The sequence below is a fragment of the Mesorhizobium sp. EU05-FHT14A09 genome (assembly GCF_058790995.1).
On the sequence record NZ_JBYTDF010000001.1, the window covers coordinates 285,244 to 299,585 of the forward strand.

Annotated in this window: 10 protein-coding genes; 8 read left to right on the plus strand and 2 right to left on the minus strand. The window is 61.6% G+C overall.

Features of this window, described 5'->3' with window-relative positions; translation table 11 throughout:
• Nucleotides 1-71 precede the first annotated feature (71 nt).
• The 4 genes from AC3WTO_RS01285 (at nt 72) to AC3WTO_RS01300 (ending at nt 7,346) form a co-directional block, all read left to right on the plus strand.
• Complete coding sequence (locus tag AC3WTO_RS01285) at nt 72-3,110, plus strand: autotransporter family protein (RefSeq protein ID WP_492458868.1); 3,039 nt, start codon at nt 72-74, stop codon at nt 3,108-3,110.
• Nucleotides 3,110-3,649 carry an invasion associated locus B family protein gene (locus AC3WTO_RS01290; protein ID WP_492458869.1) on the plus strand — a complete coding sequence of 180 codons (540 nt, stop codon included), beginning with the start codon at nt 3,110-3,112 and terminating at the stop codon, nt 3,647-3,649. The genes AC3WTO_RS01285 and AC3WTO_RS01290 overlap by 1 nt, the downstream gene beginning before the upstream one ends.
• Before the next feature lie 224 nt (nt 3,650-3,873).
• The gene (locus AC3WTO_RS01295) at nt 3,874-5,559 is read left to right on the plus strand and encodes a hybrid sensor histidine kinase/response regulator (protein WP_492458870.1); all 1,686 of its coding nucleotides are present in this window, start codon (nt 3,874-3,876) and stop codon (nt 5,557-5,559) included.
• Nucleotides 5,560-5,639: 80 nt separating this feature from the next.
• On the plus strand, nt 5,640-7,346 hold the full coding sequence (locus tag AC3WTO_RS01300; protein ID WP_492458871.1) for an ATP-binding response regulator: 1,707 nt from the start codon (nt 5,640-5,642) through the stop codon (nt 7,344-7,346).
• An 8-nt stretch (nt 7,347-7,354) separates the two neighbouring features.
• Here AC3WTO_RS01300 and AC3WTO_RS01305 read toward each other — a convergent pair whose 3' ends face one another.
• Nucleotides 7,355-7,993: a LuxR C-terminal-related transcriptional regulator gene (locus AC3WTO_RS01305; RefSeq protein ID WP_492458872.1), complete on the minus strand. Its 639-nt coding sequence runs from the start codon at nt 7,991-7,993 to the stop codon at nt 7,355-7,357.
• Nucleotides 7,994-8,202: 209 nt separating this feature from the next.
• Complete coding sequence (locus AC3WTO_RS01310) at nt 8,203-9,261, minus strand: LacI family DNA-binding transcriptional regulator (protein WP_492458873.1); 1,059 nt, start codon at nt 9,259-9,261, stop codon at nt 8,203-8,205.
• 372 nt (nt 9,262-9,633) lie between these two features.
• Between AC3WTO_RS01310 and AC3WTO_RS01315 the strand changes: the two genes are divergently transcribed.
• From AC3WTO_RS01315 to AC3WTO_RS01330, 4 genes are all read left to right on the plus strand, one after another.
• Entirely contained in the window at nt 9,634-10,617 is a 984-nt protein-coding gene (locus tag AC3WTO_RS01315; RefSeq protein WP_492458874.1) for an ABC transporter substrate-binding protein, read from the plus strand.
• Between the two features lie 106 nt (nt 10,618-10,723).
• Complete coding sequence (locus tag AC3WTO_RS01320; protein WP_492458875.1) at nt 10,724-12,220, plus strand: sugar ABC transporter ATP-binding protein; 1,497 nt, start codon at nt 10,724-10,726, stop codon at nt 12,218-12,220.
• Nucleotides 12,217-13,212 carry an ABC transporter permease gene (locus AC3WTO_RS01325; protein WP_492458876.1) on the plus strand — a complete coding sequence of 332 codons (996 nt, stop codon included), beginning with the start codon at nt 12,217-12,219 and terminating at the stop codon, nt 13,210-13,212. The genes AC3WTO_RS01320 and AC3WTO_RS01325 overlap by 4 nt, the downstream gene beginning before the upstream one ends.
• A complete protein-coding gene (locus AC3WTO_RS01330; protein ID WP_492458877.1) occupies nt 13,209-14,210 on the plus strand; it encodes an ABC transporter permease in 1,002 nt (333 codons plus the stop codon). The genes AC3WTO_RS01325 and AC3WTO_RS01330 overlap by 4 nt, the downstream gene beginning before the upstream one ends.
• Nucleotides 14,211-14,342: the final 132 nt, after the last annotated feature.

The window sequence follows — 14,342 nt, forward strand, 5'->3', positions numbered from 1 at the left end:
CAGCGCGCTGGACAAAAATTCTCCTGGCTTCCACGATTCTGGGCAGCGGCGGGGCAGGTGTCGCGATTGCGTTGTCTGCGGCTGTGTCGCTGGCTGGTGTCAGCCAGGCATTCGCGGCAACGCCGCCGGATTCAAAAGATACCCTGCTGGACGGTGTCGGCGAGAGTGACACGTGGTCGAGCGATCGTGCGTTCACCGACGACCTGATCATCGGCCTGTATACACAGGGCGCGGTATTGACGATCGACAGCGGTGCCAAGGTCACGGTCGGTGACAATGTCATCATCGCTGGTAACGGTGGTTCCCAGGGTACTGTTGTCGTGACCGGTCCGGGCTCGGAACTGAATATTCTGCGCACCGGCACCGGAGACAAGACACTCAACATCGGCGGTGGCGGTGATGGCTATGCAGCGGTCCCGATCTACGGCGGCGACGGCACCTTGCGCATCGAAAATGGCGGTAAGGCGGACGCCAAGTACACCTATGTCGGGTACGGACAAAAGGCCAAGGGGACACTGGTTGTCACAGGTCAGGGTTCATCGTTGACCACGGACGAGCTTCGTCTCGGCACGGGTTTGGACGCCACCGGAAGCAGCACCATCACGATTGCGAACGGTGGTTCCGTCGCCACCAACTCTGTCGAGACATTCGGCAAAGGTTCGTCGGATCATCTCAGCGCGAACGTGCTTGTCACAGGCGAAGGATCGAAGTGGGTCAATGCCGGCAACTTCAAGCTCGGCGGCGATATGACCATTGAAAACGGCGCTACCGTCACCACCTCGACTGCCGAGATTTCCAACTCCATCATCAATGAAAACACGCTCTATCTGACCGGCGAAAAATCGTCGTTCAACGTCACCGACAAATTGACCATCGAAGACGGCAATCTTTCAGTTGCGAATGGCGCCAAGCTGAACGTCGCCAACGGCATCAAGCTGACCGGCGAAAATGGTTATCTGACCATCGGCGGCAAGATCGACATGTCGGATGTCTTCGATGAACCGAAGCCGCTTGCCGCCGAGGCGGCAGGCAGCATCAACAAGGAAGCTGTCATCACCTTTGGATCGACGAAGAGCGAGGGTCATCTCAGCTTCAACCATACGGGTGCTGGCGGCACTGCCTATACGATGGAGAATGCCCTGGTTGGCAACGGCATCATCACGGCGCTGGCTGGCGAGACCATCCTGTCGGGTGACCTGACGAAGTTCTATTCGACTGCCGGAAGGTTGGGTGGCGGTGTGGTCGTCGATGGCGACGGCGCCAAACTTGTCTTGAAGGGTGACCTGGGCACGGCCGCGTCCGATCCGCATCCAATCAGCCCGACCCGAACGAGCTTCAGGGTGAACAACGGTACGCTGGTTCTCGGCGGCGCAACCGGCCAGCTTGTTGCGAACAATAGCTATTACTCCAGCGTGTTCGATGTGAACGCCAAGGGCCGGCTTGAAGGCTGGGGCACCATCGGTTCGACGGATGTCAATGGCGGTGTGATCGCGCCTGGAACATCGGACAATCGCATCGGCACCATTACGGTCAAGGGCGACCTGACATTCTATGCCAACTCGATCTACAACGTTGACATTGCAGGCAACGGTACTGCCGACAAGATCGTCGTCGAATCCGTGAACCAAAACGGCGTGGTCGACATCAAGAACAACGTCAACGTCAATGTGACGGCGCTGGATGCGGCGGCGAACTACCAGACGGGCCAGACCTATACCATCCTGACGGCGGCTGGTGGTATCACCGGTCAGTTCGCCCAAGCTCTTTCAGAGTCGGCCTTCCTTGATGTCTCGCTGGACCAGCAGGCCAATCAGGTCGATCTGAAGATCCAGGTCAAGAAAGATCCGACGGAACCCGGCAAGCCCGGTGAGCCAAGCGAACCCGGTAAGCCTGGCGAACCTGGCGGCGAGCCTGGTAAGCCCAGCGAGCCGAGCAAGCCCTCTCGTCCGGGCCCGAATGTCAGTGGCCCGTTCGACGACGCGACCGAAACGCGCAACCAGTACGAGACGGCAGTCGCACTCAATTCGCTGCCGCAGGATGGTGGCGCCGGTCATGCGCTCTACAATGCGCTGCTGCCGCTCAACGCTGCCGACGGCCGTGCCGCCTTCGAACAGCTGTCCGGCGAAGTGCATGCGTCCGGCGCGACCGCGCTGATCAACTCGTCGCAATATGTGCGCAATGCGGCCAATGATCGTGTCCGTGCCGCCTTCGGTGAGGTTGCCGCAGCCGCCATGCCGGTCATGGCCTATGGGCCGGACGGCAAGGACATCGAAGCCGCAACCACCGCCAAGACGGCGGCCTGGGGCCAGGTCTTCGGTGCCTGGAGCAGCATCGACGGCGACGGCAACGCATCCCGCATGAAGCAGTCGACCGGCGGCTTCGTCACCGGTATCGACACAGAGCTGGCGGAAGCCTGGCGTGTCGGTGTGCTGGCAGGCTACAGCCGCACCTCTTTCGATGCCAAGGACCGCTCGTCCTCCGGTGACAGTGACAACTACCACCTCGGCCTCTATGGCGGCACGCGCTGGGGTGCACTCGCACTGCGCACCGGGCTCTCCTACACCTGGAGCAACATCGAGACTGGCCGCACCGTCTCCTTCCGTGGCTTCAATGACGGCCTGTCGGCGGACTACGATGCCGGTGCCTTCCAGGCCTTCGGTGAACTGGGCTATCGCCTCGATGCGGCCGGTGCTGCCTTCGAGCCGTTCGTGAACCTTGCCCATGTCAGCCTGCATACCGACGGTTTCACCGAAAAGGGCGGTGCCGCGGCCCTGAGTGCCGAGGCGCAGACGACCAACACCACCTTCTCGACGCTTGGCCTGCGTGCTTCGACCGACTTCATGCTGGGCTCGGTCGCCGCATCGGCCAACGGAACGGTCGGCTGGAAGCATGCTTTCGGCGACACCACGCCGTTCACCACGGTCGGCTTCGCCGGTTCCAGCCTGTTCACGGTGGCCGGTGTGCCGATCGCCAAGAACACCTTCGTGCTGCAGACCGGTCTCGACATGAAGGTGACCGACAATGCCACGATCGGCATCTCCTACAATGGCGAGTTCGGCTCCGGGTCATCGACCAATGGCGTCGACGCAAGGCTTGGCATCCGTTTCTGATGCCAGCCATCCGATTGTTGATTGGCGCGGCGGCCTTCCTGGCTGCCGCGTCTGCCGCTTCCGGGCAGGAGCAGCAACCAGCCGCCGGCGCTGCCGGTGGTCCGTCGTCGCTGTCGGAAACCTATGACGACTGGCGCGTCGCCTGCGTGGCGGCGGCAGACAACAAGAAGCAGTGTGCCTTCTCGCAGGGACAGGTCAGCCAGAACGGCCAGCGTGTGCTCACCGTCGAATTGAGCCCGGCCGACGATGGCGGCCTGAAGGGCATCCTGGTCATGCCGTTCGGGCTCAATCTCGACAAGGGCGTGACCTTCTCGGTCGATGACACACCACCGGGCAAGCCGTCACGCTTCCGCACCTGCCTGCCTGGCGGTTGCATCGTACGGCTCACCTTCACGCCGGCGACCACCGCGGCGCTGAAGACCGGCACCGCGCTCAAGCTTGGCGCCTTCGCTTCCGACACCGAAAAGGATGTTGCCTTCTCGATCTCACTGAAGGGCTTCAGCCAGGCCCTCGAAAGAACCATGCAACTGGGGAAATGACAAAGGGAGGCTGGCGCAGTTCCAGGCAAACCGTGTAACGGTTCTCCATCTCGAATTGCGTAAAAACAAAGAGTTAGAGCATTCCTGCGCTTCCGTGAAAAACGCAAACGCTCTGACTCTCTTTTTGCATTCAGGAATGTCGCCGGTCCAATGGCGGCATTCGAAATGCCCTGATTGTCGAGCCCCGGGCGATCAGCTTCTGCCCCCTGATCGGGAAGCACATCATGCCTGGTGGCTTGCGTAAAAAATTCGCTGACCTTTTCGTTACCCGTAACGACAGGCCGACCGATGCCGAACGGGCGCAGGCGACCTTTCGTCTTGGTGCCGCCACCCTGTTCACGGTCGGCATGCTGAGCGTCTTCTCGTCGAGAGGCGATACGGCGTTCAGCACGACCCAGACGATCCTGTCGTTCTCATCCTACATCCTTGTCTCGGCGCTGATCCTGTTCTGGATCGTGAAGTGGCCGGGCGAGAACCTGCTTCGGCGGGCTATTTCGATGGTCAGCGACTACATCGCTGTGGGCGGGATCATGACCTTTGGTGGGGCCGCGCTGCTGCCTGCCTATGCTCCCTTGTTATGGGTGACCGTGGGCTACGGCCTGCGCTTCGGCTCGCGTTATCTGATTGCTTCCACCGGCATGGCTCTCCTGAGCATTCTGGTGACTGCCTATCTCAACCCGTTCTGGCGCGAGAACCCCTATGTGACGATCACCCTTCTCTTCACGACGCTTCTCGTTCCTGCCTATGCCTACAGCCTGCTCGAGCGGGTCTACGCAGCGTTTAATGCCGCGCGCGAGGCCAATGTCGCGAAGTCGCGTTTCCTGGCGCAGGCAAGCCACGACCTGCGCCAGCCGATCCATGCCATCAGCCTGTTCACCGCTTGCCTCAAGGATACCAGGCTCGACCGCGAGCAACGCCAGATGGTCGAGAATGTCGATCGCTCGCTGCAGAGCGTGTCGCGCCTGTTCCGCTCCCTGCTCGACATCTCAACGCTGGACAGCGGCAAGGTGATACCGGTTTTCGAGCCGGTTGCGGTGAAGGATCTGTTCGAGGACATCATCCGGCAGAATTCCGAAGCGGCGCAATGGGCTGGTGTCGAACTACGGGCGGTTTCGACGCGAAGCTATGTTACCATCGATGCTACCTTGATGACGACCATCCTGCAGAACGTCATCTCCAACGCCTTGAAATATGCACCGGGTCGCCCCGTTCTGATCGGTTGCCGTCACCGCCAGGGGCAGTTGGCTATCGAGGTCCATGATCGCGGCAACGGCATCGCCGCGCATCATCTGCCGAGGGTGTTCGACGAGTTCTATCAGGTCCGGGAGCGCGGCGACCGCGACGTCGATGGTGTCGGTCTCGGCCTGCCGATCGTCAAGCGGCTGACGCGACTGATGGGCTTGTCGGCCTATCTGCGCTCCGTGCCGGGGCAGGGCACGACTGTCATCATCGAGGGCCTTCAGATCGCATCGCAGACCATCGCGGTGAAATCGCAAACGGAGGGACCGAGACCGGCGATCGAAGGCCTGCGTGTCCTGCTTGTCGAGGACGACGAGGATGTTCTGCAGGCTACCGCCACCTTGCTGCGGCGGTGGGGCTGCGTTGTCGAGATTCAGCCGACGATCCCGGACGAAGTGGCCGAGTGCGACCTGATCGTGACCGACTTCGACCTTGGTGCGAAAGCAACCGGGGTCGATTGCATAGCGCGCGTCCGGAACCTGTTGAAACGCAAGGTGCCGGCGATTGTCATGACCGGTCACGACGAGAACAGGGTGAGAGATGATCTCGGCGATCCGGAGATCGCGATCCTGGCAAAACCGATCCGTCCGGCCGAGCTTCGTTCGATGATGACGGCAGAGAAACTCAAGATCGATCGTTTGGTCAGCCAGGCTGGTGCGCGTTTGCGCTGACTGCGGATGTCGGCGAGTTCACAGGAGGCGGGCATCGGTGTAGGGGGAATACCGATGCCACACGACCCATGGAGGGGGCGATGCTGAAGCGGCGCGATCGCCGGAGGTTTTTTCCCGTTAAGATGGCAGGCACTTTCGAAGCCAGGGAGCACGAGAACTACGAAGCCGAGCGCTCCCAGGCGATCGTGCGGATCGTCCTTGTTCCGATCCTCGCGATCTACATCTGGATTGTCGCCTGGCTCGACAATGCGGCAACATCCTATGCCAATGGTTTTGCCGCGTATTATTCCGCCTATGTTCCCTTTTCATGGCTGTTGCTGTGGTGGGTGGTTGCCAAACCGGTGGTCTATAAGCCGCGGCGGCTGGTTTCGATGGCCTGTGACTACCTGGCATTCTGCTCGGCAATGTCGATCGGTGGTGCAGCCCTGCTGCCGCTCTACGCGGCGTTGCTCTGGGTTACGGTCGGAAATGGGCTCCGTTTCGGACCGCGGTACCTGCTCCTTGCCACGGCGATGGCGTTGGTGACGATCGCTCTGTCGTGCTATCTCAACACCTACTGGCGCGCGAACCCGTATGTGGCGCTGACACTGGTGATGACCACCATCCTGGTGCCGGCCTATATCTACGCACTGCTGCAAAGGGTCTATGAGGCCTACGACGCTGCGCATGAAGCGAACCTTGCCAAGTCGCGCTTCCTGGCGCAGGCCAGCCATGATCTGCGCCAGCCGATCCACGCCATCAGCCTGTTCACCGCCTGTCTGCGGGATACCGGGCTCGACCGCGAGCAGAAGCAGATGGTCGAGAACATCGACCGCTCACTGCATTCGGTGTCGGGCCTGTTCCGCTCGCTGCTCGACATCTCGACGCTGGACAGCGGCAAGGTGATACCGCATTTCGAAGTGGTTGCCGTGCAGGATGTCATTGACGAAGTGCTGACCCAGAACGCCAGCCGGGCGCAGTGGTCGCAGACCACCTTCAAAGTGGTGCGCACCAAACATCATGTGCGCATCGATGCCGCCCTTCTCACCACCATCCTGCAGAACATCGTCTCCAACGCGCTGAAATACGCGCCGGGCAGTGAGGTGCTGATCGGCTGTCGCCGCCATCGTTACGGCCTGTCGATCGAGATCCACGATCGCGGCGAAGGCATCGCCGAAGAACATCTGCCGAGGCTGTTCGACGAATTCTACCAGGTGCGTGAGCGGGGTGACAGGGACGTCGAAGGTGTCGGGCTCGGTCTCTCGATCGTCAAGCGGCTGGCCCACCTGATGTCGCTGCGGGTTTCGATCCGTTCCGTCCGGGGCCGCGGCACCAGCGTACGCATCGCCGGCCTGCCTGCGGTATCAGCGCCTGAGCGGACAAAAAAGATCGCGCCGGAGCGTTTCTCCTCGCCGCTCGAAGGTCTGCGCGTGCTGCTGGTCGAGGATGATGAGGACGTGCTGCTGGCGACCGCATCGCTGCTGGAGAAATGGGGCTGTGTCGTGCAGGCCGAAGCGGGCCTGGAACTGTCCGTCGCGCCATGCGATCTCGTCGTCACCGACTTCGATCTCGGCGGCGGCATCGTCGGTTCGGATTTCATCGCCGAGGTGCGCCGACAGGCCGGCCGTGACATCCCGGCCATCGTCATGACCGGCCACGACGAGAACCGGGTGCGCGAGGAACTGGGACAGCAGGACATTCCGATCCTGTCCAAGCCCGTCCGCCCCTCGGAACTGCGCTCGACGATGATCGCGCTTACATTGGGACGTGCCAGGCAACGGACCCTGGCTCCGCAGCAACGCGCCTGAGCGGCTGCTCAAATACGGTCGACCCAACCCTCGTTGAGGGCCTTGACGGCAGCTGCCGAGCGCGAGCCGACATTGAGCACGCGCAGAAGTGCCGAGACGTGGATGCGGACAGTGTAGTGCGAGATGTCGAGCGTGCGCCCGATTTCCTTGTTCGATTTGCCGTCGGCAAGCAGACGCAGCACTTCGCGCTGGCGCTGCGTGAGGCTGTTCAGGATATCGGCGTCTTCGCCGGGGTAGGGCATCCGCTCGGACGATTTGAGCTTGATGACATATTCGCCGTCGCGGACGGCGGCGATGGCTTCCATCAGCTCGCTTGGCGGTACGGATTTGGAGACGAAACCATCGGCACCACCTGCCATCACCATGTCGATGGTGCGGCGATCGTCGACCATGGACACCACCATGATCGATGACCGCTGGAACTCCTGACGCAACTCGGCGAGCGAGCGCTCCGCGACAAGACCCGGAAACAACAGATCCATGATGAAGAGCTTGGGCTGGCGCCCAGCGCGCGCGGCGGCCAGGACTTCATCCATCGTTTCTGCTTCGACGATGTCGGCATCGGTTTCGACCGTCTGCACGACGCGGCGCAATCCTTCCCGAAATACGGGATGGTCATCGGCAACGATGATCAGGTCTTTTGGCATTGCTTCCCCCTTGTTGCAGGTCGGCTATCGGGGGCAGATCAAGCTCGATTTTGCATCGGCGCTATGTAGCATTGACCAAATGGTCAAACAACACGGCTTACCCTGGGATATCCCGTCTTGGGCTAGTGCATTTGCACTATGGGGGTGCCGCCGCCGCGCGATTGGAACGTGCCGGCCCTGGACAATGTCGCCCTGCAGGGGGCCGAATCTCAACGGGTCCGTGGTGGGGCCGTCGTCTCCCTTGTCACCAGCGGGCCATCGATCTTGACCGTCATCGGACGGAACTGTTTGTGGTGCGCCACCATGTCGATCAGCATCTCGGTCGCGCGTTGTCCCATTTCATAGTTCGGCAATACGAGTGTCGAAAGGCGCGGGTGTGTGTAGCGGGCAAGCTCCTGGTCGTCATAGCCCATCACGCTGAGCTCTGCCGGAACCTTGATGCCCATCTCATTGGCGGCTTCAAGCGCGCCAAGCGCCATGAGATCGTTGCCGCAGAAGATGGCCGTCGGTGGATTGTCGGTCGTCAGCAGATCCCGTGCATGGTGATAGCCGGTCAATGGCAACCAGTCGCCGCTGCGCACCAGCGTTTCGTCGAAGGCTATGTCGGCGGTGGCAAGCGCCTGCCGGTAACCTTTGAGGCGATCGACCGAAGCATCCATCCACGGCTCGCCGTTGATGAAGCCGATGCGGCGATGGCCGAGACCGGTGAGATGGGCGGTCGCGGTGAAACCACCGGCGACTTCGCCCGGCAGGATCGAGATGTGTCGCCGCGCCTCGCCATAACAATTCAGCAGGACGGTCGGGAGCCCTTCAAGGGCTTGAGGCACTGTCACGCGCCTGGTGAAGATCGACGAGTAGATCACGCCGATGATCGATTTGTCGCGTTTGATCGCTTCGATCGTCGCTGCCTCCAGTTGCGGATTGGAGCGCGTGACATAGGCGGCTACGAGAAAGTCCTGTTCGAAGGCGAAGTCGCGGGCGCCGTCGAAGCTGACCACTGGATGCGGGCTGGTGGAGATTTCGTCGATGATGTAGGCGATCGTCCGCCCATCGGCGTCTGGCGAGATCTCTCCCCTGATACCGGGCAGTTGGTAGTTCACCTGCCGCGCGGCCTCCAGCACACGCTGCCTGGTCTCCGGCGAGATCCGGGCGCCGGTCATCTGGTTGAGCACAAGCGAGACGCTTGACTGGGACACGCCGGCAATGCGGGCGACGTCCGTCATGGTCGGTCGCCCCTGGCGTTTCTCGCCACCGTTGCTCTGGCTCACAATGCTGGTCCTCGCCTTGACGTCACGATTGTCCCCGCAATGGTTTCTTGACCCGCCGACGCCATCATAGTCATTTGATCATAAAATTATCAAGCGGCGATCAAATTTCGAAATTGCAGGATGCTGTATGACTGAATTTGCGGGGATTTTCCATTCTCGGTGAATCGTAACCCACTGATTTAAGCAGGGATTTACGTGATTTTTCAGATGGATCAGTGGTTTTTTCTTCTGTTCGGATGCTGAAGCACGCTCGCGTTATCCCGTAAATATCGCGCATTGACTGCTAATAAAATTATCGTAGGATCGAATGGTGATCAGCAGACCCGCGTCTGCCCGGCTGGAGGAGCCGGTTATCCATTTGGAGGAGCCCCGATGTCACTGACCCGTCGTACTTTCTTGATGACCGCAAGCGCCCTCGGCGTGCTGGGCTTTGTGTCCAGCGTCACCATGGCCGCAGATCTTCCGCCTCTGGCCAAGAAGGACACCTACAAGGTTGGCTTTGCCCAGACCGAGTCCAACAATCCATGGCGTATCGCACAGACCGAAAGCATGAAGGCCGAGGCCGCCAAACTCGGCTACCAGTTCGTCTATACCGATGCTGCCGGTTCGGCCGCGAAGCAGGTGGCGGACGTCAACTCCATGATCGCACAGGGCGTCGATCTGATCTTCCTGGCACCGCGCGAGGAAAAGCCGCTGATCCCGGCGGTTCTCGCTGCCAAGAAGGCCGGCATCCCGGTCATCCTGCTCGATCGCAGCGTCGATCCGAAGCTGGCTGTCGCCGGCAAGGACTATGTCACCTTCATCGGCTCCGACTTCGTCGAGGAGGGCAAGCGTGTTGCCGAGTGGCTGGTCAAGAACGCCAATGGCAAGACCAAGATCATCGAACTCGAGGGCACCACCGGCTCGTCGCCGGCCAATGACCGCAAGAAGGGCTTCGACGAGGCCATCAAGGCGGCTGGCGGCTTCGAGATCGTCGCCTCGCAGTCGGGCGATTTCGCACGCGACAAGGGGCGGCAGGTCGCCGAAGCGCTGCTGCAGGCCCATCCGGACGCCAATGTCATCTATGCCCACAATGACGAGATGGCGCTCGGCGCGATCGCGGCACTTGAAGCCGCCGGCAAGAAGCCGGGCACGGACGTGCTGGTGCTGTCCATCGATGGCGGCAAGGAAGCTGTCCAGGCGATCGTCGACGGCAAGATCGGTGCCGTGGTCGAGTGCAATCCGCGCTTCGGCCCGATCGCCTATGAGACGCTGAAGCGCTATGCCGGCGGCGACAAGATCGAAGCCTGGGTGAAGAACAAGGACAAGTTCTACGACACTGCCAACGCCGCGGCCGAGGTCTCCGGCGCATATTGATCGTTCTCCCCCAGCCTGCGGTCGGAGCGTTGCAAGAACGTTTCGACCGCTTTCTTTTTGCGGCATTTCGCGATGGTATAGAAACATTGCCAGCGGAGGATCTGCGATGCTGTTGTCGATGACGGGCATCAACAAAAGCTTTGGCGATGTCCGCGTCCTTTACGATGCTTCGCTTCAGGTCGAGCCGGGTGAGGTCATGGCGCTGATCGGCCAGAACGGCGCCGGCAAGTCGACGCTGATCAAGATCCTGACCGGTGCTTATTCCCACGACGCAGGCAAGATAGAATTCCAGGGCAGGGAGGCTCGGTTCGGATCCACCGCTGAAAGCCAGGCGGGCGGCATCGCCACCATTTATCAGGAGATCAACCTCGCGCCCAACCGCACCGTGGCGGAGAACATCTTTCTCGGCCGCGAACCACGTCGTTTCGGCCTGGTCGATCGCGCCAGGATGCAGGCCGATGCCAGGACGGTGCTGCGGCGTTTCAAGCTCGACATCGACGTGAACCGGCCCCTGCAGGATTTCGAGGCGGCGACCCGGCAGATGGTCGCGATCGCACGCGGTGTCACCCAGAACGCCAGGCTGCTCATTCTTGATGAGCCGACATCCTCGCTCGACGAGCGCGAGGTCGCCGTTCTGTTCGAAACCATCCGGACCGTGAAGGCCGACGGTGTCGCCGCGATCTTCATCAGCCATAGGCTGGACGAGCTTTTCGCCATCTGCGACCGTGTAACCATCATGCGCGATGGTCGTACCGTGGCGGTCAGCCCGATGAAGGATATTTCCAAGGTCGAGCTGGTCCGGACCATGCTCGGCAAGGAACTTGCCGCCTTCACCGCCAAGAAACGCGCGCATGGTGATAGCGATGGGACAGCACTTGTCGGCGTCGAGAAGCTGGGTGCGGGGGTTCGGGTGCGCGATGTCTCCTTCAACATAGGCAAGGGCGAGATCGCAGGCCTTGCCGGGTTGCTCGGCGCCGGCCGCACCGAAACCGCGCGGTTGATCTATGCTGCCGACCGCAAGGAGCGGGGTACTGTGAGGGTCGACGGGCGCGAGACCAACTATGCCGCTCCCGCCGACGCCATCGCCGACGGCATGGGCTTCGTTTCCGAAGACCGCAAGATCGAAGGCATCGTGCCGGAGATGAGTGTGCGCGAAAACATGACGCTCGCCATCCTGCCGAAGCTGCAAAGGGCTGGTATCGTTGACAAGGCCGCTCAGCGTGCAATCGTCGAGAAATACATCGCGGCACTTGGCGTCAAATGTTCTTCGCCGGAGCAGCCGATCCGCGAACTCTCCGGCGGCAACCAGCAGAAGGTGTTGCTGGCGCGCTGGCTCTGCATGAACCCACGCCTGTTGATCGTCGACGAGCCGACACGCGGCATCGATGTCGGCGCCAAGGCGGAGATCCTGAAACTGCTGCGAAGCCAGGCGGACGAGGGCTTGAGTGTGCTGATGATTTCTTCCGAGCTCGAAGAACTGATCGCCGCCGCCGATCACGTCACGGTCCTGAGTGACGGCCTTTCGGTCCGCCGGCTGGGCTCGGAGGACATCACCGAGGCCAATCTCCTGTCCGCCATGGCCCATCAGGAGGTGCCGGCATGACCGCTGCGGAAGAGACAGTCGGCTCGAGCAGGCGCTTCAACCTCGCCACATGGCTGAGCCGCTACGGCACCTTGCTGGCGTTTCTGCTGCTGATCGCCTTCAACGTCATTGCGACGCCGAATTTCCTGTCGCTGCAGACGCTCAATGTGAACCTGACACAGGTGGCGACCATCGTCATTGTTGCGGTCGGCATGACTTTGGTGATCGCGACCGGTGGCATCGATCTCTCGGTCGGCTCGCTGATGGCGATTTCCGGTGCGCTCGCGCCAATGATCCTGATGGGGGCGCTCGCGCCAACCTCGAACCCACTGGTGGTTCTGCCGTTGGCCTTCATCGTGCCGCTCGTCGTGGCGGGGCTGCTCGGCTGGTTCAACGGCTTCCTCGTCACCCACTATTCGATCCAGCCGATCGTGGCGACCCTGGTGCTGTTCACCGCGGGGCGTGGCATCGCCCAGGTGATGACCAATGGCAATCTGCAGGTGTTCAAGAACGAGGCTTTCCAGTTCGTGGCGCTCGGGCATGTGTTTGGCATCCCGACGCAGGTGCTGATCATGATCGTGGTGGTGGCCGCGGCCGCCTTCCTGATCAAGGGAACCGCGCTCGGCCGGCAGATCCTGGCTGTCGGCGGCAATGAAAAGGCGGCACGCCTTTCGGGAATTCCGGCGAAGCGGGTGAAGCGCTTCGTCTATGTCATCAGCGGCGTTCTGGCCGGGCTCGCCGGGCTCATCGTGGTGGCCCGGAATTCGGCCAGCGATGCCAATCTGGTCGGACTTGGCATGGAACTCGACGCCATCGCGGCGGTCGCCGTCGGCGGCACGCTGCTGACCGGCGGCAGGGCAAACATCATCGGCACGCTGCTCGGCGCCTGCGTCATCCAGCTCGTCCGCTACACCTTGCTGGCCAATGGCGTGCCGGATGCCGCCGCGCTCGTCGTCAAGGCCGGACTGATCGTGGCCGCCGTCTATATCCAGCAAAGCGCGGACCGGACATGATGCAGGAAACTTCGCGTTCGAACATCGTCACGGCGTTGATCCCGCGCTCCAATCTGCAACTCGCGCGGCTGTGCGTGATCACGGTCGTGTTTGCCTTGCTGATCTTCGCGGCGTTGCGCTACGACAACTTCCTGTCGAGCTACAACGTCCTCTCATTCCTGCGCTACAATTCCATGTTCATGCTGATCGCGCTCGGTATGGCACTGGTGATCATGACGGGCGGCATCGACCTGTCTGTGGGGGGCACCGCGGCGATGACCAGCGTGGTCGCCGCATTGCTGTCGCCGTATGGCTGGCTGCCCGGACTGCTGGGCGGACTGGCTGCAGGTCTCGCCGTAGGCATCATCAATGGGCTGGTCGTGACGCGGCTGCGCATCCAGCCCTTCATCGCCACTTTGGCGGCCATGCTGGCCACCTACGGAACGGCCTTGCTGCTCTCCGGCAATCAGTCGGTCTCCGTTTCTTACGACACCGCCTTCATCTCGATCGGCCAGGACGATTTTCTCGGCTTTCCGATCCCTGCCTGGATTGCCATCGCCTGCTATTTGCTGGGCTGGGTCGCGCTGGAAAGGCATCCGGTCGGCAGGCGTATCCTGGCCGTTGGCGACGGCGAGGCAACGGCGAAGCTGATGGGGCTGAAAGTCGAGCGAACGTTGCTCGGCGTCTACGCGACCTCCGGCCTTCTCGCCGGATTGGCAGGCGTCATCCTGGCTGCGCAGTTCGGAGCCGGCCAGCCGACCGAGGGCGTGGGCTGGGAGCTGTTCGCAATCTCGTCCGTCGTCGTTGGCGGCACGCTGTTGTCTGGCGGGGTTGGCTCCGTCGGTGCGACGCTGGCAGGCGCCATCCTGCTCGCCATGGTCTTCAACATCCTCAATTTCGAGAATGGCCTTGGCGTCATCTCCCTGTCCGCCTACTGGCAGTCGGTCATCAGGGGAGCTTTCCTGCTGGTGGTCGTCATCCTGCAGGCAAAGCTGATGAGCGGGCGCTCATCGCGATAAGCGGTGAACCACGGGTAAAATACCAATGGTCTTTTGACCGTTGGAGCGCGCGACCGCGCGCCGCCGCCCGTTGGCGCGTTAGCCAAGCGGCCCGGATGGGCCGCGCCGGCGATTGAGGTGTCTTGGAACGAC